The sequence below is a fragment of the Lysinibacillus sp. NPDC058147 genome (genome assembly GCF_042884205.1).
Classification (GTDB): domain Bacteria; phylum Bacillota; class Bacilli; order Bacillales_A; family Planococcaceae; genus Lysinibacillus.
The window spans coordinates 39097-57618 of sequence record NZ_JBHVUJ010000001.1 but is presented as its reverse complement, the minus strand read 5'-3'; the positions used below and the strand labels follow the sequence as shown (position 1 = coordinate 57618).

Annotated in this window: 13 protein-coding genes and 1 other annotated feature; of the genes, 7 read left to right on the top strand and 6 right to left on the bottom strand. The window is 37.3% G+C overall.

Annotated features, from left to right (window positions below):
• Positions 1-535 precede the first annotated feature (535 nt).
• From ACFVT8_RS00245 to ACFVT8_RS00230, 4 genes are all read right to left on the bottom strand, one after another.
• The gene (locus ACFVT8_RS00245; protein ID WP_387082488.1) at positions 536-1441 is read right to left on the bottom strand and encodes a DMT family transporter; all 906 of its coding nucleotides are present in this window, start codon (positions 1439-1441) and stop codon (positions 536-538) included.
• A 174-nt stretch (positions 1442-1615) separates the two neighbouring features.
• Positions 1616-2827 (bottom strand): amidohydrolase, encoded by a 1212-nt coding sequence (locus tag ACFVT8_RS00240; RefSeq protein WP_387082489.1) that lies wholly within the window; start codon positions 2825-2827, stop codon positions 1616-1618.
• The gene (locus ACFVT8_RS00235; RefSeq protein ID WP_387082490.1) at positions 2824-4074 is read right to left on the bottom strand and encodes an amidohydrolase family protein; all 1251 of its coding nucleotides are present in this window, start codon (positions 4072-4074) and stop codon (positions 2824-2826) included. Before ACFVT8_RS00235 ends, ACFVT8_RS00240 begins: the two co-directional genes overlap by 4 nt.
• 52 nt (positions 4075-4126) lie before the next feature.
• Positions 4127-5686, bottom strand: coding sequence for a glutathione ABC transporter substrate-binding protein (locus ACFVT8_RS00230; protein WP_387082491.1), 1560 nt, complete (start codon positions 5684-5686; stop codon positions 4127-4129).
• 191 nt (positions 5687-5877) lie between these two features.
• Here ACFVT8_RS00230 and ACFVT8_RS00225 point away from each other — a divergent pair, with 191 nt between their 5' ends.
• From ACFVT8_RS00225 to ACFVT8_RS00195, 7 genes are all read left to right on the top strand, one after another.
• On the top strand, positions 5878-6780 hold the full coding sequence (locus ACFVT8_RS00225; RefSeq protein ID WP_387082492.1) for an ABC transporter permease: 903 nt from the start codon (positions 5878-5880) through the stop codon (positions 6778-6780).
• Between the two features lie 14 nt (positions 6781-6794).
• Positions 6795-7715, top strand: a complete 921-nt coding sequence (gene nikB / locus ACFVT8_RS00220; protein ID WP_387082493.1) for a nickel ABC transporter permease — start codon at positions 6795-6797, stop codon at positions 7713-7715.
• Positions 7716-7727: 12 nt separating this feature from the next.
• A complete protein-coding gene (locus ACFVT8_RS00215) occupies positions 7728-8741 on the top strand; it encodes an ABC transporter ATP-binding protein (RefSeq protein WP_387082494.1) in 1014 nt (337 codons plus the stop codon).
• The gene (locus ACFVT8_RS00210; RefSeq protein ID WP_387082495.1) at positions 8738-9730 is read left to right on the top strand and encodes an ABC transporter ATP-binding protein; all 993 of its coding nucleotides are present in this window, start codon (positions 8738-8740) and stop codon (positions 9728-9730) included. The genes ACFVT8_RS00215 and ACFVT8_RS00210 overlap by 4 nt, the downstream gene beginning before the upstream one ends.
• Before the next feature lie 37 nt (positions 9731-9767).
• Positions 9768-10520: a sensor histidine kinase gene (locus tag ACFVT8_RS00205; protein WP_387082496.1), complete on the top strand. Its 753-nt coding sequence runs from the start codon at positions 9768-9770 to the stop codon at positions 10518-10520.
• A gap of 241 nt (positions 10521-10761) precedes the next feature.
• Positions 10762-11460 (top strand): response regulator transcription factor, encoded by a 699-nt coding sequence (locus ACFVT8_RS00200; protein WP_387082497.1) that lies wholly within the window; start codon positions 10762-10764, stop codon positions 11458-11460.
• Between the two features lie 4 nt (positions 11461-11464).
• On the top strand, positions 11465-12727 hold the full coding sequence (locus ACFVT8_RS00195) for a permease (RefSeq protein ID WP_387082498.1): 1263 nt from the start codon (positions 11465-11467) through the stop codon (positions 12725-12727).
• Positions 12728-13082: 355 nt separating this feature from the next.
• Here the strand turns inward: ACFVT8_RS00195 and leuS are convergent, their stop codons facing one another.
• Together leuS and dhaK are read right to left on the bottom strand one after the other, a co-directional pair.
• Entirely contained in the window at positions 13083-15500 is a 2418-nt protein-coding gene (leuS, locus tag ACFVT8_RS00190; RefSeq protein WP_387082499.1) for a leucine--tRNA ligase, read from the bottom strand.
• Positions 15501-15590: 90 nt separating this feature from the next.
• Positions 15591-15802, bottom strand: a binding site (T-box leader).
• A gap of 87 nt (positions 15803-15889) precedes the next feature.
• Positions 15890-17641, bottom strand: coding sequence for a dihydroxyacetone kinase subunit DhaK (gene dhaK / locus ACFVT8_RS00185; protein ID WP_387082500.1), 1752 nt, complete (start codon positions 17639-17641; stop codon positions 15890-15892).
• Positions 17642-18522 lie beyond the last annotated feature (881 nt).

Here is an 18522-nt window from a genome sequence, read left to right as displayed (position 1 = left end):
TAGAATTTTTTAGAATAAAAGAGAATATTAAAACTAAAACAAACAAATTTTTCCCACATAACTCGAAACGAAACAAATGATATCAAATCACATTTTTGATTTTCATTGGATTTTTATCAAAATAAATCCAACGCTTATTTTGTATATTTCACACTGAATAATTATTTCCTTTAATTTTTTATTATTCAAATATATATTTTTTCTGTACGTTTCAACTTAAGTCGATTGTTACTATTCCGTCATACCACTAATTTTGTTATAGCGCACAAATGTAAACAGTACTTTTAAACTGGTATTGTATTACAACAAACTATCTTGAATATGGGTACAATAGTCATTAGCCTAGGACGAGCTTCGTTGTATTGGAGTGCTTCGGAGAGTACGTTACTTAGCAACTATGGGGGAGGGCATCGTTTTTATTACCATTTTTCTTCCTATTATAAATACTTTTTAAATTATGCATTACACAAAACAGTTCAAAATTAGCTTAATAATAACCAAAAGAGATGCTCAAGCATGAATTGAGCATCTCTTTTTAAATCATTTTCCTTTTAGCGGAAAATAGAACTTTAATTTCTTTATAATAAACACAAAGCATGATCCCCAAAACAATCAAAAATGAGCCATAAATTTGGATGATAGTAGGATATTGATTTAATACGATAGCACTTAATATCATCGCGATAGCTGGTTCAAAATTTAATAATAGTGATGCATTTGTTGAGCCAACCTCTTTCATTTTCTTATTCCAAATTAAATTATTAATCCCATTAATAACAATGGCTGAGATAATTAGAAGTAGCCAGTATGGTAATTCCACTTGCATGTTCTTTGAAGACAATATAGTAGAACCAAATGGTATCAAGACAATTAATCCAGTTAAATTTGTATAAAAGGTAATTGCTTCAGCGGAGATTCTTTGGCTAAGATGATTGATAATAATAAGGAACAAAGCAAAACTTAGCATTGTCATTAGGCTTAGCATCTCACCTTTGCCAATCGCAATTCCTATTAACGCTCCTTTTGTAATAATAAGTGAGACACCTATGAACGAAATAATAGTACCAATCCAAAAGATGCTGTTTCGATGTTCTTTATAGATCAGTTTATTGAGTAATGACGTAACAATCGGAGCACAGGCTAAAATAAGAGCGGCTGTAATTGGAGATGTATGCTGAAGACTTGCATAAAAGCTATAGTGATTAATAGCAACACCAAGAATTCCGGCAATAATCAATAATATACTATCATAGCGAGTAAATGTTGCACGGACGATAGCCTGCCAATTCATACATCCTAAAAAAAGGACAATCACTATAAGTCTGAAAATAGCTATGGAAATTGGTGCCCAATAATTAATTAGGATGGAACCGATGATAAAGTTACTTGCCCAAAAAAATACACAGCTAAATAAAATCATATATGTAGTTAGTTGTTTCATTGTCGCACCTTTCAACGGTAAAAATCCGCTTCACTTTCCGTAGCCCTACGTTCAAAATTCTGCACAAAAGCAAACTGTTAGCTACAGAAATGTAAGCGGATTTTACTTATATATATAATTGTATAAGGGGGTATAATTTGATTGTGAGAACGGCTAGCTTGTTCCTACATGTGATTATTTAACAAATTTCCCTCTAGACATCACGATTCGATCTAAAGGTCTACGTGCTATTACTTCGGCACTTGATACCGCATCAAAGAACACAAAGCTTGCCTCGTCTTTCACGTTTGGCCAAACCTTTTGACCCTCCGCATCCAATGGTGTAATACCATTTGTAATGTATTTTAGTGTTTGACGTATAGAGCGTTCGTCTAATTTTCTAGATATATCTGCAAAAGTAGTTACTTTTTCTAAAATATCTCCAGAACCATTTGGACTCCAAGAATCATAAAAGCCATCAAAACCAAAGTGGACATCTACACCATGTTCCGTTAATAAATCAATTGGTGGTATTAATCTTCTCATATCGAAAGGCACCGTTGACATAATTTTCACTTGTTGTTGTGCTAGTCGATCTGCAATTTTATGTTGCTCCATAACTGATACATCACCAAGTGCAAATGCGTGGCTGATGGCTGTTCTACCCTGATATTTTGACTCTTCAACCATATCGATCCATTTATCAATTGTATAGTAGCCGACATGGCCACCATCATGTAAGTGAATATCAACATCGACATTAAACTCTTGTGCGATGTCCATTGTAACATCAAGAGAACGTTCAATCGAATTATCAATTCCCGCTGGATCAAGCCCGCCAATCATCGTAGCTCCGTTACGTAATGCCTCACGCAAGAGCGAAGGAACATTGTCTCTAAGCAATCCATGTTGTGGAAAAGCAATGACCTCAGCTGTTACGATGTCTTTATAGTCATCTAAAGCCTCTAGCACTCCCTCTAAATTTTTCAACCCGATATAAGGATCGATATTGACATGTGTCCGAATATGATTAGCTCCGTTCTTGACAATTTGCTCAATCATTGCTGATGCTCTTTGTTTACACGTTGTGGCAAGAACCGATAACTCTTGTGCTTCTCGCGTTAGACGTTCCTTTAAATCTTTCACAGGAATACATGCTTTCCACGGTAAAGATAAGTATGTTTTATCTAAATGATTATGCATTTCTTTAAATGCAGGTAAGAGAAGCTTCCCTTTCATATCTGTAACTTCGTTAGGAGAATCAATTGCTTGCGTTGCTGGTACGATTTGCGAAATGAATCCATCCGTAATTTCTAGATGAAAAAGTTCAACCTTTGTTCCAACTGTCTCATTCTCTTTTAGATATTCTCCTGTTTCAAGTAGAACATTTGTAAGCCACTGCTTCATCTGAATTCTCCTTTCAACTCTCCTATTTCCTGCTGGTGAATAATCTTACCTTTTGAAATAACAGTAGAAATTGGGCATCTTCTTGCTACAACGTGTGCTGTACTAACACCATCAACTAAAAGCATATTAGCTGCATCGCCAACCTTTGGCCACACACGTTCACCAGCATCATTTAAAGGTGTTATTCCACCCGATGCATATTTCCAAGTACGACTTAATGAGTATTCATCAATAAATCGGAATCTCCCTGCCATCACATTTAACTTTGTAATCGTATTACCTGTGCCATACGGCGACCAATGATCCGTTAAACTATCATGCCCTACAGACACCTTTACACCTTTTTCATAGAGATAAGGGATAGGGATAGTAGGACGATTAAAGTCAGTCGGTACTGTTGTTGTTACATCCAATTGTACGGCCGCCATTGCTTGTACTAAATCTTCTAATCTGGACTTTTCTAAATCAGCAAGTGCCATCGCATGACTGATTGTAACTTGTCCTTCTTTATTAGCCTGTTTTGTTAAATCAATTAGTTTATAAAACTCAAATTCCCCTAATGTGTTGGCTGTATGAATATGAATATCAATACCAGCATTAAAATCTCGTGCAATACCCATCGTTGTTTGCAGTGATTTTTCAATATTTCGATCTACAATGGAGGGATCAACACCCCCAACAAGCGTTGCTCCCATTGTCATCGCCTCACGAATAAGTTCTTCAACATTCGAACGTAATAAGCCATGCTGTGGAAAGGCAACAATATCATATGTGATTTGATCTTGATATTTTTCTAAAACTTGCTTCGTTATTTCGATGTGTTTCGTACCAATTTGCGGGTCAACATTACAATGTGAACGAATATGTGTATGCCCCTGTGCAATAAGCCACTTCACCATTTCTTCAGCACGATATGCAGCTGTTGGCAATTGTTTTGGTAGAAGTGTCATTTCTTCCTCAATACGCGTTAAAATCCCTTTTGTAATTGGACGCGGAGCCTGCCACTCTCCACCAAAATAAGTTTTATCGATATGAATATGCATTTCTCGGAATGAAGGTACTAATAATTGCTTTTGAGCATCCAATACCGCTACATCCCCGCCAACAACTATATTCTTTTCCACCTGTTTAACATGACCATCTTCAATTAGGACATCATAAATAGCTGTACGAGTTGCGACGATGTGCTGCTCTTCATGCTCAAAAGCTTCTTCTAATCTCACATTTTTCAGAAGTAGTTTGCTCATAGTTTCCTCTCCTAATCAGTATTTTGTTTAAAGATTAATAAACCAAATTTGATTATTCTACAATTTCAACACCATTGATCATTGTGTAATTCGATGCATCTAACCAGAAACCTTTAACAGCATTGCTGTAGACTGCTAAATGCTCATAGTTACGAACTGGAATATATACAGCGTCATCTAATTCCATTTTCATTGCTTTCTTGTAGATTTCATTACGTTTTTCTTGATTTGATTCAGAACGTCCTTGTTCAATTAGCTTGTCTACTTCTGGATTTTCATAATAGAAATGGTTCCCTGGAGGTCCCATAGAAGCAGAGTGGAATAGATTATATTGGTTATAGTCAGCATCTCCAGTAGCGTTACCCCAGCCACTGATAAATAGCTGATGTTGCTGTTTTGTGATTTCAGAAATAAATGCACCGTACTCCATTACTTGAATCTCAACATCTAGACCAATACCTTTTAATTGAGATTGAATAACCTCTGCCATATTAATACGCTCTTTACGGTCACTAGTAAGTAATTTTATTTTTGTTCCTTCTTTAACGCCAGCTTCTTTTAATAATTCTTTTGCTTTCACAACATCATAGTCATACGGCTTTGTTTCACTTGAATAGCCAATAACTTTTGGGCTCATTGCAGAATTTGCAAGTGTACCTACATTATCATAAATACCGCTAATAATAGCTTCGCGGTCAACTGCATTACTAATTGCCTGACGTACTTTCACATTTGATAAAAGTGAGTCTTTCACATTGAAACCGATAAATTCCACCGCCAGACCATCTGCACGGAATAGGTTCATAGATGATGAATTTTCAATGCGACTGATTTCTGTTACTGGCACTTGTTCAGCAATATGGGCTTCACCACTTTCAATCATTGCTAAACGAGTAGAATCTTCTGGTACAACTTTAAACGTTACTTTATCAACTTTAGGTACGCTACCCCAATAATCTTTATTTGCATTTAATGTAATCTCTTGTCCAGTTTTCCAAGATTCAAATACAAATGGACCTGTACCTACTGGATGTGTTGCTAATTGATCTGCCGATTCAGCGATTGCTTTCGGACTTATCATACTTCCTTCTTGACTTGCTAAAATTGATAGAAGCGGTGCGTAAGGCTCTTTTAATTTCAATGTCACAACATTCTCACTGTCTACCACTACTTCTTTAATCATTGATAATTTATCACGTTGTGGTGATCCAGTGGCAGGGTCTAAAATTCGACCGAATGTAGCTTTTACAGCCTCTGCATTGAAATCTGCTCCATCATGGAACTTAATGCCTTCACTTAATGTAAATGTCCAAGTCAATTCGTCCTTCTGTTCCCATGATTTAGCCAATAAAGGAACAATTTTTCGATCTCGGTCAAAAGCAACAAGTGTTTCATATACTTTGTCATGTACAATATTCGCTGAAGGAATATCTGTAATAAAATGCGGATCAAGGCTTGTAGCATCTGATGCCCTTAAAATCACCAACTCTCCTCCTACACTTTTCGATCCCTCTTTAGAACCTTCTGCACTCTTATTGTTTGCTGTTGAGCATGCCTGCAAAACTAGAACAGTAATAAGTGACATGAATAAAAACAACTTCATTTTCTTCATAACAATTCCCTCCTTTTTTCTTCGTGTATGATTTGATTCTTACATTTCGAATTATAAAGAAATAAAATTCACTTGTTTTTTAAAATCTTTACATGTTTTTTAAATCTTCTGACTAATTACCCTTAAAATATTTACATTCTTTACGCTTTTCACTAAATTGAAATCACATCAAATAGAAAAGGAGATTCGGTATGGAGAAAGTAACTACAACTATCGATCATTCTGTTTTAGTGAATGCACGCAAGGCATCTAGAAAGAAGAATCTTGTCAATTTCCTAAACAAAATCAAAAAAAATAAAGCAGCTGTCGCGGGAGGCATCATCATTCTTCTATATATATTGATGTTTCTTATTGGTCCAATTTTAGCTCCCTACGACCCATACGATGTACAGTTAAGTCAAAAATTACAAGCACCAAGTTTTGATCACCTAATGGGTACCGATGACAAAGGGCGAGATATTTTAAGTCGAATTTTATATGGATCACGCTTATCTATCGGTGTTGGTATTTCAGCCGTTTTGTTTGGCGGAACAATTGGAACACTTTTAGGTCTGATCGCAGGTTACTACGGAAAATGGGTTGATTCAATCATTAGTCGAGTGTTAGATATCATGCTTGCCTTTCCGGGTATTTTACTGGCCTTAGCGATTGTCAGCGCATTAGGACCAAGTCTTATTAATGTAACAATTGCTGTTGGATTTTTCTCAATACCAATGTTTGCACGTATCGTACGTGGGTCGACAATGGAAGTAAAAAGATTGGAATATATCGATGCAGTTAAAACGCTCGGGGCAAATGATATGACCATACTAATCAAGCATATTTTCCCGAACATCTTATCACCGATTATTGTACAAGCATCTATGCGTTTAGCTACTGCTATTTTATCTGCAGCTGGTCTATCATTCTTAGGCCTAGGTGCACAGCCCCCCTCTCCTGAATGGGGTGCGATGCTTTCAAATGGTCGAGATTTCCTTTTTACCGCTCCTTACATGGCGCTATTCCCTGGTATTATGATCTCTATTCTTGTACTAGGATTTAACCTATTTGGAGATGGTTTACGCGATGCTCTAGACCCAAGAATGAAAAATTAAAGGAGAGAAGACATATGACTTTATTTATTTTAAAACGACTTGCTCAAATTATTCCAGTGACGCTTGGTGTAACGCTTGTTGTTTTCCTAATTATGCAGATGATTCCTGGTGACCCGGCAGTTATTCTAGCAGGTGAAGGAGCTTCTCAAGAAACCGTTAATGAATTACGAGAAAATTTAGGGCTAAATAAACCTTTAGCTGTTCAATACACAGATTATATTAAAGATCTTCTACAAGGCGATATGGGGAATTCTTTAAAAAATCACCAACCCGTATTTGAAGAAATTACTGCACGTTTACCAATCACAATTGAGCTAGCCTTTTATAGTATTTTAATCACAATCGTGCTAGGACTTATTGCCGGCATCATCTCAGCAATTCGTCCCTATTCATTTATGGATGTTGGATTAATGATTGTTGCATTATTAGGAATCTCCCTACCGAGTTTTTGGCTTGGCATTTTATTAATGTATGTTTTTTCAGTTCAGTTACATTGGCTTCCTGTGGCGGGATGGGACAGTGCCAAACATATTATTCTTCCTGCTATCACACTTGGTGCAGGTGGTGCCGCCATTGTAGCTCGCATGACACGCTCCAGTATGTTGGAAGTTGTGAACCAAGATTATATTAGAACCGCCAAAGCGAAGGGCTTAAAAGGCTACGTTATCATTCTAAAGCACGCATTACGCAATGCCTTGATTCCAGTCATTACAGTTGTAGGGTTACAGTTTGGTAGTTTACTTGGCGGAACAGTATTAGTAGAGTCGGTATTTGCAGTAAATGGATTAGGGCGAATGATTGTAGATGCTATTCGTACACGTGATATACCTGTCGTACAAGGTGGCGTTCTAGTTGCTTCATTAATATTCGTTTTCATTAATCTCTTTGTGGATATTTTGTACCGATTCTTTAATAAGCGCATGGATTTAAATTAGGGGGAAGAACCGATGAAACAAGAAGCTGTGTTGGAAGTAAAAAATTTACAAACATATTTTTATTCAAGCGAAGGAGTTGCCAAAGCCGTGGACGGCGTTTCCTTTACGCTTCAAAAAGGAGAAACGCTAGGCATTGTCGGAGAATCTGGTTGCGGGAAATCAATGACTTCCCTGTCATTACTTCGTTTAGTACCATCACCTCCTGGTAAAATCATCAATGGAGAAATTCTATTAAATAATACAGATATACTAAAGTTATCAGACGAAGAACTACGCAAAATACGGGGCAATAAAATATCGATGATTTTTCAAGAACCTATGACAAGCTTAAATCCTGTCCTTTCGGTTGGAGAGCAAATTGCAGAATCCATTCGTTTGCATCAAGGTTTATCACGAAAAGAAGCATGGCAAAAAGCTGTCGATATGATTCGCCTTGTTGGAATCCCTGCTCCTGAGAAAAGAGCGAAACAAGAGCCTTATCAATTAAGCGGAGGCATGCGTCAACGCATCATGATTGCAATGGCATTAGCCTGTACACCAGATGTGTTAATCGCTGACGAACCGACAACCGCTCTAGATGTAACGATACAAGCTCAAATTATTGATATTATCCAAAACCTACAAAAGCAATTAGGGATGAGTATAATTTTCATTACCCATGACCTTGGTGTAGTGGCAGAAATATGTGATAAAATCGCCGTCATGTATGCGGGTCAGGTTGTAGAAGAAGGATCAACAAATAGTCTTTTTGAAAAACCTCTACACCCCTATACTAATGGTTTAATTCAATCATTACCAAAGCTATATGAAGATCAAGAAGAGCTAGCAACTATTCATGGAACTGTTCCGAGTCCATATAATTATCCGATTGGCTGTCGTTATGCAGAACGCTGTCCATTTGCAACAGATTTATGTCGCGAACAGCAGCCCGAACTTCTCACTGTAGAACCTGAGAAAAAGGTAAGATGCTGGATGTACAGTAAAGAGTGGCAAGGTGAAACACTTTTGAAGGAGATGACAGTATGACAACAGAGCAAAAAACACAACCCTTATTACAAGTAAATAATTTAAAACAGCATTTTTTCTTAAAAAAAGAAAAGCTCTTTGGTTCACAGCAGGTCGTTAAAGCAGTGGACGATGTTTCCTTTGAAATTATGCCTGGAGAAACACTTAGCATCGTTGGTGAATCCGGCTGTGGGAAATCAACGACTGGACGTTCTATCTTAAGATTAGATGAACCTACATCAGGGGAAGTTTTATTATTTGGCAAAAATTTAGTGAAGATGAACAAAAAAGAACTTCGAGCTGCGCGTAAGGACATACAAATTATTTTCCAAGATCCTTATGCATCTCTTAACCCACGAAGAACAATTCGTAAAATGTTGACAGAGGCTATGTCTATTCAAAAAATAGTACCACCAGAACACCAAGAAGCTCGTATGCTTGAGTTAATGTCCCTTGTTGGGTTACGTCCCGAATATTTAGAACGTTATCCACATGAATTTTCTGGTGGACAGCGTCAGCGTATCGGTATCGCGAGGGCCCTAGCTGTCAATCCAAAAATTATTATTTGTGATGAATCAGTTTCAGCTTTAGACGTTTCCATTCAAGCACAGATTTTAAATTTACTGAAACAACTACAAAGAGATTTAGATTTAACATTTTTATTTATCTCTCATGATTTAAGTGTTGTGCGACATATTTCAGACCGTATAATGGTTATGTATCTTGGAAAAGTTGTTGAAATCGCTGACAAGCATTCACTTTTCACACAACCGCATCATCCTTATACAAAGGCACTATTTTCATCTATCCCAGTCATTGATAAGCAGCACCGCAAGGAACGAATTATTTTGAAAGGTGACCTACCTTCTCCTCTTAATCCTCCTACTGGGTGTAGCTTTCATACTCGTTGCCCATTCGCAACAGATAAATGTAAAGCAGAAGTTCCTACGTTACGAGAAATAAGTGCCACACATAAAGTAGCTTGCCATTTTGCAGAAAATTTAGTTTAATGTAACTTACACTTATTAAAAAACTGGAGAGGTCATTATGTTACAACTAGAAACATTCAACATATATATTCTCCTTTGTGTAACCGCTCCAATTATTGGAGCTTTTCTGCTTACTTTTATCTTTATTTTCGAAAAACAAATAGATAGCTTAGAAGAGGAAAAAAGAAATTTAGAGCTTGAGCAGGATTTACAAAAAGCTAATATTCTCCAGTTAAATCAGCAAATACAGCCACATTTCTTTTTTAATGCATTGAATTCTTTGCTAAGCTTAGCGCGTATCAATCGTAAAGAAGACTTGGTTGCGGGCATCGAAGCTTTAGCAGTATTTTTTAAATTTAAATACAATAATCATGATGTCTTAATTGCGTTAAAGAACGAGGTACAGTTTGTTGAGAGCTATTTAAACATCCAACAACTACGCTTTGGGCATCGTTTGACAATTCACAAGTTTGTTGATGATACAGCTCTTTCGGTACAAATACCTCCGTTTATCCTACAGACAATTATTGAAAATGCCTTTAAACATGGCTTTGAGAAACATATAGGACCTGCAGAACTATCTATTTATATCAAAAAGATGGACAAGTTTTTATTGATTGAAATCAAAAACACACAGCCATTTACAAAAATAGAAGCTGACACTAAGCCAGTAGAAGATGATTTACAACAAGGCTATGGTCTTGAAAATATTAGAAAACGACTCGAGCTAATTTATGGATTCGAAAATATTTTATTCTCAATTCAAAATAATGAACAGTTTTACACGGTTACGATCCATGTTCCCGCATAGGCTTTTCATCAATTTTGCCTTTGCGTCATTGAGTCTGGATTTTAATTGCACACGCACAATTCATTCCTTTGAAAATCTGTGACATCCGTCTGAGGCTTTATCTTCATTCAATAGAATTAGATGTTTCCCTCACCCATTGAAAGGAATCAAACACTTCTACTGAGGCGGCGGCTTTTTGCAACTGAGGTTTCACTACATTTGCTGAATGAAGATAATTTGATTGTGAAAGGAGAATCTCACCATGAATATATTAATCGCAGACGATGAGCCTTTAGAGCTTGAGCAAATGATTTATTTATTAAAGCCACATTTTCCTAATTGGACTTTTCATACTGCTCAGGATGCCTCACAAGCTCTTCAATTAGCTAAAAAGCATCGTATGACTATCTCCTTTTTGGATATTCAAATGCCTGGGAAAGATGGAATCACATTAGGCAAAGAACTAAAAGAACTTTATGAATTAGACATTATTATGGTGACAGCTTATCAAACCTTCGAATATGCCCAACAAGCATTACGTATCGGAGTTAAAGATTATCTTACAAAGCCTGTCATTGCTAGTGAGTTAAATGATATTGTAGAGAAATACAAAGTGTGGAGTTCTAACCATGATGCTATTCAAAGTGCACTTTCCTATATTCATGAAAACTATCATGAAAAACTTAGTTTAAATATCATCGCTGAAAAGATACATTTGAACCCTAGCTATTTAAGTCGCAAATTTTTAGAAGAGCAGTCCATTGGTATCAATGAATATATTAATAATTTCCGCTTAGAGATGGCCATCAAGAAAATGAATGAAAATCTGGACGCAAGCATGTCTGCTATTGCCGAGAGCTGTGGATTTAATAGCCAACACTATTTTAGTGTAGCTTTTAAGAAAAAGTACAATCAGTCACCACGTCAGTATAAATTATCAAAGATGAGTAAAGGCAATTGATCCTATGTTAAGAAAATTTTCAACGTTAGTACCATTTGCAAGTTTAAGCACAGCAGCAGGCGTCATTACTATTTTAACCAGATGGATTGATGGAAATTTATTGTTATCCTCTCCATCTGCACTTATTTCGTATGGCTTTATGGCGGGCATTTGTTATACATTAGCAACGGCCATTTCGTTTATTATTCTTGGATCTTTTTTAAATAAGAGTGACTACACGCGAAGCCAGCACAAACAAAGCTTTTTAATCTTTACCATGCAGCAAAAATTAAGTGGCATGAATTTAAGAGTTATTCACTTATTCTATCTCTTTACAGGCATTGAACTTTGGCTTATTCAGATTATAAGTATTAGCGTTTTATCAGAAATTATGTTAAATATACCGGTGCCAATTACAATTCTACTATTTTTGATAGCTATGTTACTTCTTGATCGATTAATGTCCGTGAAGGGGATACTATGGTTAGAAATTTTATTTATCATTGCCCTTTTTTCGTTACTAATCTTTATCCCTATTTATTATTTTGTTCTAAACGGTGCAAGCCAAGTATATGAAGGAATTCGGTTATATCATCCTTATTTATTTTACTTTAAAAATAGCGAAATCCTCCTATTCTATATCATTATTCAATTAGCCGTTTTAGGACGAGTGCTATTTGATAAATCAACTTGGTATCTAATAGCCTTTATCAAACCTAAAAAAGTACGCCGTAGCTTATTCTCATCAGGCGTTATTTTTGCATTATTATCATTGTCTTTTACTGCGATATTAATGATTGCTTTATACAGCGGGGCTTATGGGCAATTTCAAATTTTAATCCTTACATTTTTATATGAGGTGCAACCAGGTTTTCTTATGTTTGCTTTTCTTGTCATCATATTACTGGCAATTGCGACAACCTTACTTGTAGAAATGCGTGCAACAAAACGATTTTTCACCACTAGAAGACGTTATTATTATTATTTAATAGCTTTAATCGTTATGTTGTTTTCCTTATTTATATCCATAGATTTAACTATATTAGGAGTTATTTATACATTTGCCTTTCTTCACATTTCCATGTTGCCTTTTACGATTATACTTTTATTTACGAATAGAAGTATCCATAAACATAGCTGGCTTGTTATTTTGATCTCTATCATAACAGGAGTTATAGTTAGTTTATTCTTCAACGTGTTATATGGATTAGCTGTTAGCTTTATAATTTCTTGCATCTATCAATTCATGCTTCAGGCCGAAAATGTAGAGAGTAGTCAATTCAAATAATTAAAAAGCCTGAGCCCATTTACAGTTTCGGGCTCAGGTTTCTTATTGTCGTTAAAAATGGCTAATATTCGGGGTGATGAATACCTGTATTTTCCCTTGCCATTTCCCAAGCTCATTCCGTTCGTTTCCCCATGTTTAACAATATAAATAGTAGTCAAATTCTCTCCCCCCCCACTATTCCGACTTATTAAGATCGATAAAATGTAAAAAAAGACAGAATCAAAATTTGATTCTGCCTTTATCTTATTATTAATGAAATGATCCAACCATTAAAAATGCTTCGGTTAAGACTCCCCAGTGCTGTAGCAGGTAATCTTAACTTTTATACAAGCATGTAGTTAGTTGTTTCCTTCATTTATTTAACTACGATATTAACAAGCTTGCCTGGAATGACAATAATTTTTACTAAGTTTTTGCCTGCCATGTATTCTTGTACTTTTTCATCTGCAAGTGCTACTTTTTCGATTTCCTCTTTTGAAGCATCTTTCGCTACGATGATTTTTGCACGTACTTTACCGGCAACTTGAACTGCGACTTCCACTTCATCATCAACAAGTTTAGACTCGTCATATGTTGGCCATTGCGCGTATGAAAGTGTTTCGCCATGACCTAATATCTGCCATAACTCTTCAGCAACGTGTGGAACCATTGGAGCTAGCATCTTCACAAAGCCTTCAGCGTAAGCTGTTGGAATAACATCCGCTTTGTAGCAATCATTGATGAATACCATCATTTGTGAAATAGCCGTATTGAAGCGAATACCTTCGTAATCCTCTGTCACTTTTTTCACAGTTTGATGATATGATTTTTCAAGAGTTTTGTCATCAGAAGCTAGAATTTTCGCCGCGATTGTACCATCTTCTTCATTGACAAATAGACGCCAAATTCGATCTAAGAAGCGACGTGCCCCGTCTAAGCCATTTGTTGACCATGCAACAGATGCTTCAAGTGGACCCATAAACATTTCATATAGACGTAAAGTATCCGCACCATGCGAAGAAATGATTTCATCAGGGTTAACGACATTACCTTTTGATTTAGACATTTTTTCATTACCTTCACCAAGAATCATCCCTTGGTTAAATAATTTATGGAATGGCTCTTTCGTGTGTACAACACCTAAATCGTATAATACTTTGTGCCAGAAGCGAGCGTATAGTAAGTGTAATACCGCATGCTCTGCTCCACCGATATAAATATCAACTGGTAACCAGCGTTTCAGTAACTCAGGGTCTGCAATTGCTTCTTTATTTGTTGGGTCAATATAACGTATGAAGTACCAGCTAGAACCTGCCCACTGTGGCATTGTGTTCGTTTCGCGACGACCTTTTTTGCCAGTTTCAGGATCAACAACATTTACCCACTCAGAAATATTCGCTAATGGCGATTCACCAGTGCCTGAAGGACGAATATTATCTGTTTTTGGTAGCATTAATGGTAATTCTGATTCCGGTACTGGTGTCGTTGTACCATCTTCCCAATGAATCATAGGGATTGGCTCACCCCAGTAACGCTGACGAGAGAATAACCAATCGCGAAGACGGTACGAGATTTTCTTCTCTCCTACGCCTTTTTCCTCAAGCCATTTAATTGCTTTAGCAATACCGTCTTCTTTGTTTAAGCCATCAAGGAAGTCAGAGTTAATGTGCTTACCATCTCCTGTAAATGCTTCTTTACTAATGTCTCCACCTTCAAGAACAGGGATAATTTCTAAACCAAATTCTGTTGCAAATTCATAGTCACGCTCATCATGTGCTGGAACCGCCATGATTGCACCAGTACCATATGATACTAATACGTAGTCTGCAATCCAAATCGGCATTTTCTTACCGTTAATTGGATTCACTGCATAGGCACCTGTGAATACGCCTGTTTTTTCTTTCGCTAGATCTGTACGCTCTAGATCAGATTTCATTTTTACTTTATCTAAATAAGCTTCAACAGCTTGACGTTGTTCAGCAGTTGTAATTTGCTCCACCAATTGATGCTCAGGTGCAAGAACACAGTATGTAGCACCAAATAATGTATCAGGACGAGTTGTAAATACTGTGAAGTTTTCATCTGTTCCATCGATATCAAATGTTACTTCTGCACCTTCTGAACGACCAATCCAGTTACGCTGCATATCTTTAATAGACTCTGGCCAATCAACTTCCTCTAAGTCGTCGATTAAACGATCAGCATAGGCAGTAATTTTAAGCATCCATTGCTTCATCGGACGACGTTCTACAGGGTGACCACCACGCTCTGATTTTCCATCAATAACTTCTTCGTTTGCAAGTACTGTTCCTAGTGCAGGGCACCAGTTTACAGCTACTTCATCTACATAAGCTAAGCCTTTTTTATAAAGTTGGATAAAGATCCATTGTGTCCATTTATAATAGTCTGGATCTGTTGTGTTAATTTCACGATCCCAATCATAGCTAAAGCCTAGCTCTTGGATTTGACGCTTGAATGTCGCAATATTTTTCGCTGTGAATTCTGCTGGGTCATTTCCTGTATCAAGTGCATATTGTTCTGCTGGTAAACCGAATGCGTCCCAGCCCATTGGATGTAGGACGTTATAGCCTTGCATGCGCTTGAAGCGTGAAAGGATATCTGTTGCTGTATAGCCCTCTGGATGTCCTACGTGAAGACCTGCACCAGATGGGTACGGGAACATATCTAATGCATAAAATTTTGGTTTTTCAGTTTCATTTTCAGTTTTGAAAGTTTTGTTATCAGCCCAATATTGCTGCCACTTTTTTTCAATTTGTTGATGATTAAAACTCATTATTTTTCCTCCTTTGAATGCGTCATACTTTTCACTTAAAGAATTGACAAAATATTTAAAAAATAAAAAAACTCGCCCCTTTCTTTGTCAGAAAGGGACGAGAGAATTCGTATCTCCCGCGGTACCACCCACATTAGTGATTACACTCGGCTCTTGCTTCCTTAACGCGGAAGGAACGGCACGCGCTATCTCACGCGGGCAGACTCAGAAGGCGAGTTCAATTTGCTTTCTTACTAGCTCCCACCAACCGCTAGCTCTCTAAAAAGAACCACAAATTTACTATTCCTCATCATTGTCTTTACAAGTATTGCATTTATTCTAATGGAAAGTACTGAAAAGCACAAGACTTTGTTTACATCCTACCCATTATTGAACAATTCAAACCCCAGCTATTTTAAACTACGAGAAAGCTCCGTAAAAATAACCCCTAACGCATAAGCACCAGCATCCGGATAACCTAGGCTTCTTTCACCAACTGTACCAGCGCGCCCCATTCGTGCAACGATTTCTTTTGTATATTCTGCTCCTTTAACAGCAGCCTCTGCCCCTTTTCCAAAGGCAGTTTTAACATCCGCACCAGCCGCAGCACTTTCTGTCCAAACATTTACACAAGGTACAAGCGCATCTACAAGCGTTTTATCGCCTACCTCTGCCCCTCTTCCGAAAGAGCGCTCACCGATAGACTGTATGCCTTTAAGCGCAGCTTGTAACATTTCAGCAAACTCTCCGACCGTTAATTCCATTTTTCCTTCTACAGCTTTACCCGCAGCTCGGAAAGCCCCTCCCCAAATGGGGCCAGAAGCGCCTCCGCAATGCTCCATAATTACCATAGAACACGCACCAAGAAATGTCCCAATATTTAAATGTTCATGACCTAAAATTGAGCTCCACTCTCGTTTTAATTGCTTAAATCCTTTAGCAACGCTCATTCCGAAATCGCCATCACCTGCATGTGTATCTAATTCGCAGAAAGGTACTTCGTTCTTAATAATAATCTCGCTCATTTTATCTACAAGATAAATTATATTATTTAATGTGATTACCTCACCGTTGATGATACCGTATTCTTCCACTGTTTCTGTCTCAAAGAAAACTTGTTTCTTTTCTACGTGGTCATTAATATCTACATATTCTACACTATCAACTGGTCCCTCTACCTTAAATGCAGGTGTATTACATTCTTTCGATAGTAATGTTTTCAGTTCATTATCTAGTTTCATTACCGTTAGAGAAATCCCTGCCATATCAATACTTGTCATGTAATTGCCGACAAACGTTCTATTGATTCGTATATTACTTTTACTCAACTCTCTAGTCACCGCATTGTTAAACAGATACAGTTCTTGAAGCGGTGTACCACCAAAACCATTTACTAGGACAGCAATTTCAGCATCTTCATCTAGTTCTAAATCTTTCATAAGATCATTTGTCATACGGAAGGCTAATTCATCTGCAGTCATCATTTTTTCGCGTTTTCTTCCTGGTTCTCCATGAATACCGACACCATACTCCATCTCATCTTCATCCAATTTGAAAGTCGGTGATCCACTGGCTGGAACCGTGCAGGAAGTTAGTGCTAGACCAATTGTTCGAACATTTGCCGCTGCTTTTTCCGCTACAGCTTTAACCTGCAGTAAATCCATTCCTTCTTCTGCTGCCGCACCAGCGATTTTATGCACTAACACAACTCCCGCAACGCCGCGGCGTCCCACAGTATAAAGACTATCCTCTACTGCAATATCATCATCTACGCGGACGTACTCTACTTGAATGCCATCCTCAGTAGCTAAGTGAGCACCATTTTTAAAGTTCATAATATCTCCGCTGTAATTTTTAATAATGAGCAGTGTACCTTTTTTGCTAGCTGTTGCTTTAATTGCTTGATATACCTGTATTTGTGAAGGAGAAGCAAAGACATCACCACATACGGCAGCATCCAGCATTCCTTTTCCTACTAATCCCGCATGTGCTGGTTCATGTCCACTACCGCCACCGCTAATTAAAGTTACCTTATTTTCATTCATTTCTTTTTTCTTAATTACTTTATATTTTTTTAACAACTCAAGTTCCGGATGAGCCATAACCATCCCATTGCACATTTCCATAACGAGTGTTTCAGGTTGATTCATAATTTTTTTCATCTTTAATCCTCCCCTGTAAGGTTTGTACATTCATAACACACTTTCATGATTATATTAATTCATAGGGCGATTTCTGTCATAATCATACCCTTCTGAATTATGCTATATATCAATTATGCTCCTGCGGATGTTTGGCCACCCACTGAAAGAAGTTGAAAGCGTATTCTTATTAACTATAGTAAAATGAAATCTTTTTATGACAGAATGAACGATTTGTCTAAAGACACTCATCTCACTGCTGGAAATAAGAACGAATAAAGTTGTAGGGATGATTATAGTAATCTCTCGGATGTTTATCTTACACCTTACTTCTTCCCTTTCGATACAGATCAATTACCGCCCGGATAAACTTTAAGCAGTGGGGATTTTCTTCATCCCCACTGCTTATTAGTCTTCACCAATCGGGCGTTTACGGGCAATTTATCTCCCAGATTACTTACTGCCCGTTTACGCGGAATAAAGTGAAACTTTAAGTAGTGGGGATTTTCTCCATCCCTACTACTTATTAGTCTTCACCAATCGGGCGTTTACGGGCAGTTTATCTTTTAGATAGCTTACTGCCCGTTAACGCGGGATAAAGTGAAACTTTAAGCAGTAGGGATTTTCTCCATTCCTACTACTTATTAGTCTTCACCAATCGGGCGTTTACGGGCAGTTTATCTTTTAGATAGCTTACTGCCCGTTTACGCGGGATAAAGTGGAACTTTAAGCAGTAGGGATTTTCTCCATCCCTACTACTTATTAGTCTTCACCAATCGGGCGTTTACGGGCAGTTTATCTCCCAGATAGCTTACTGCCCGTTTACGCGGGATAAAGTGGAACTTTAAGCAGTAGGGATTTTCTCCATCCCTACTACTTATTAGTCTTCACCAATCGGGCGT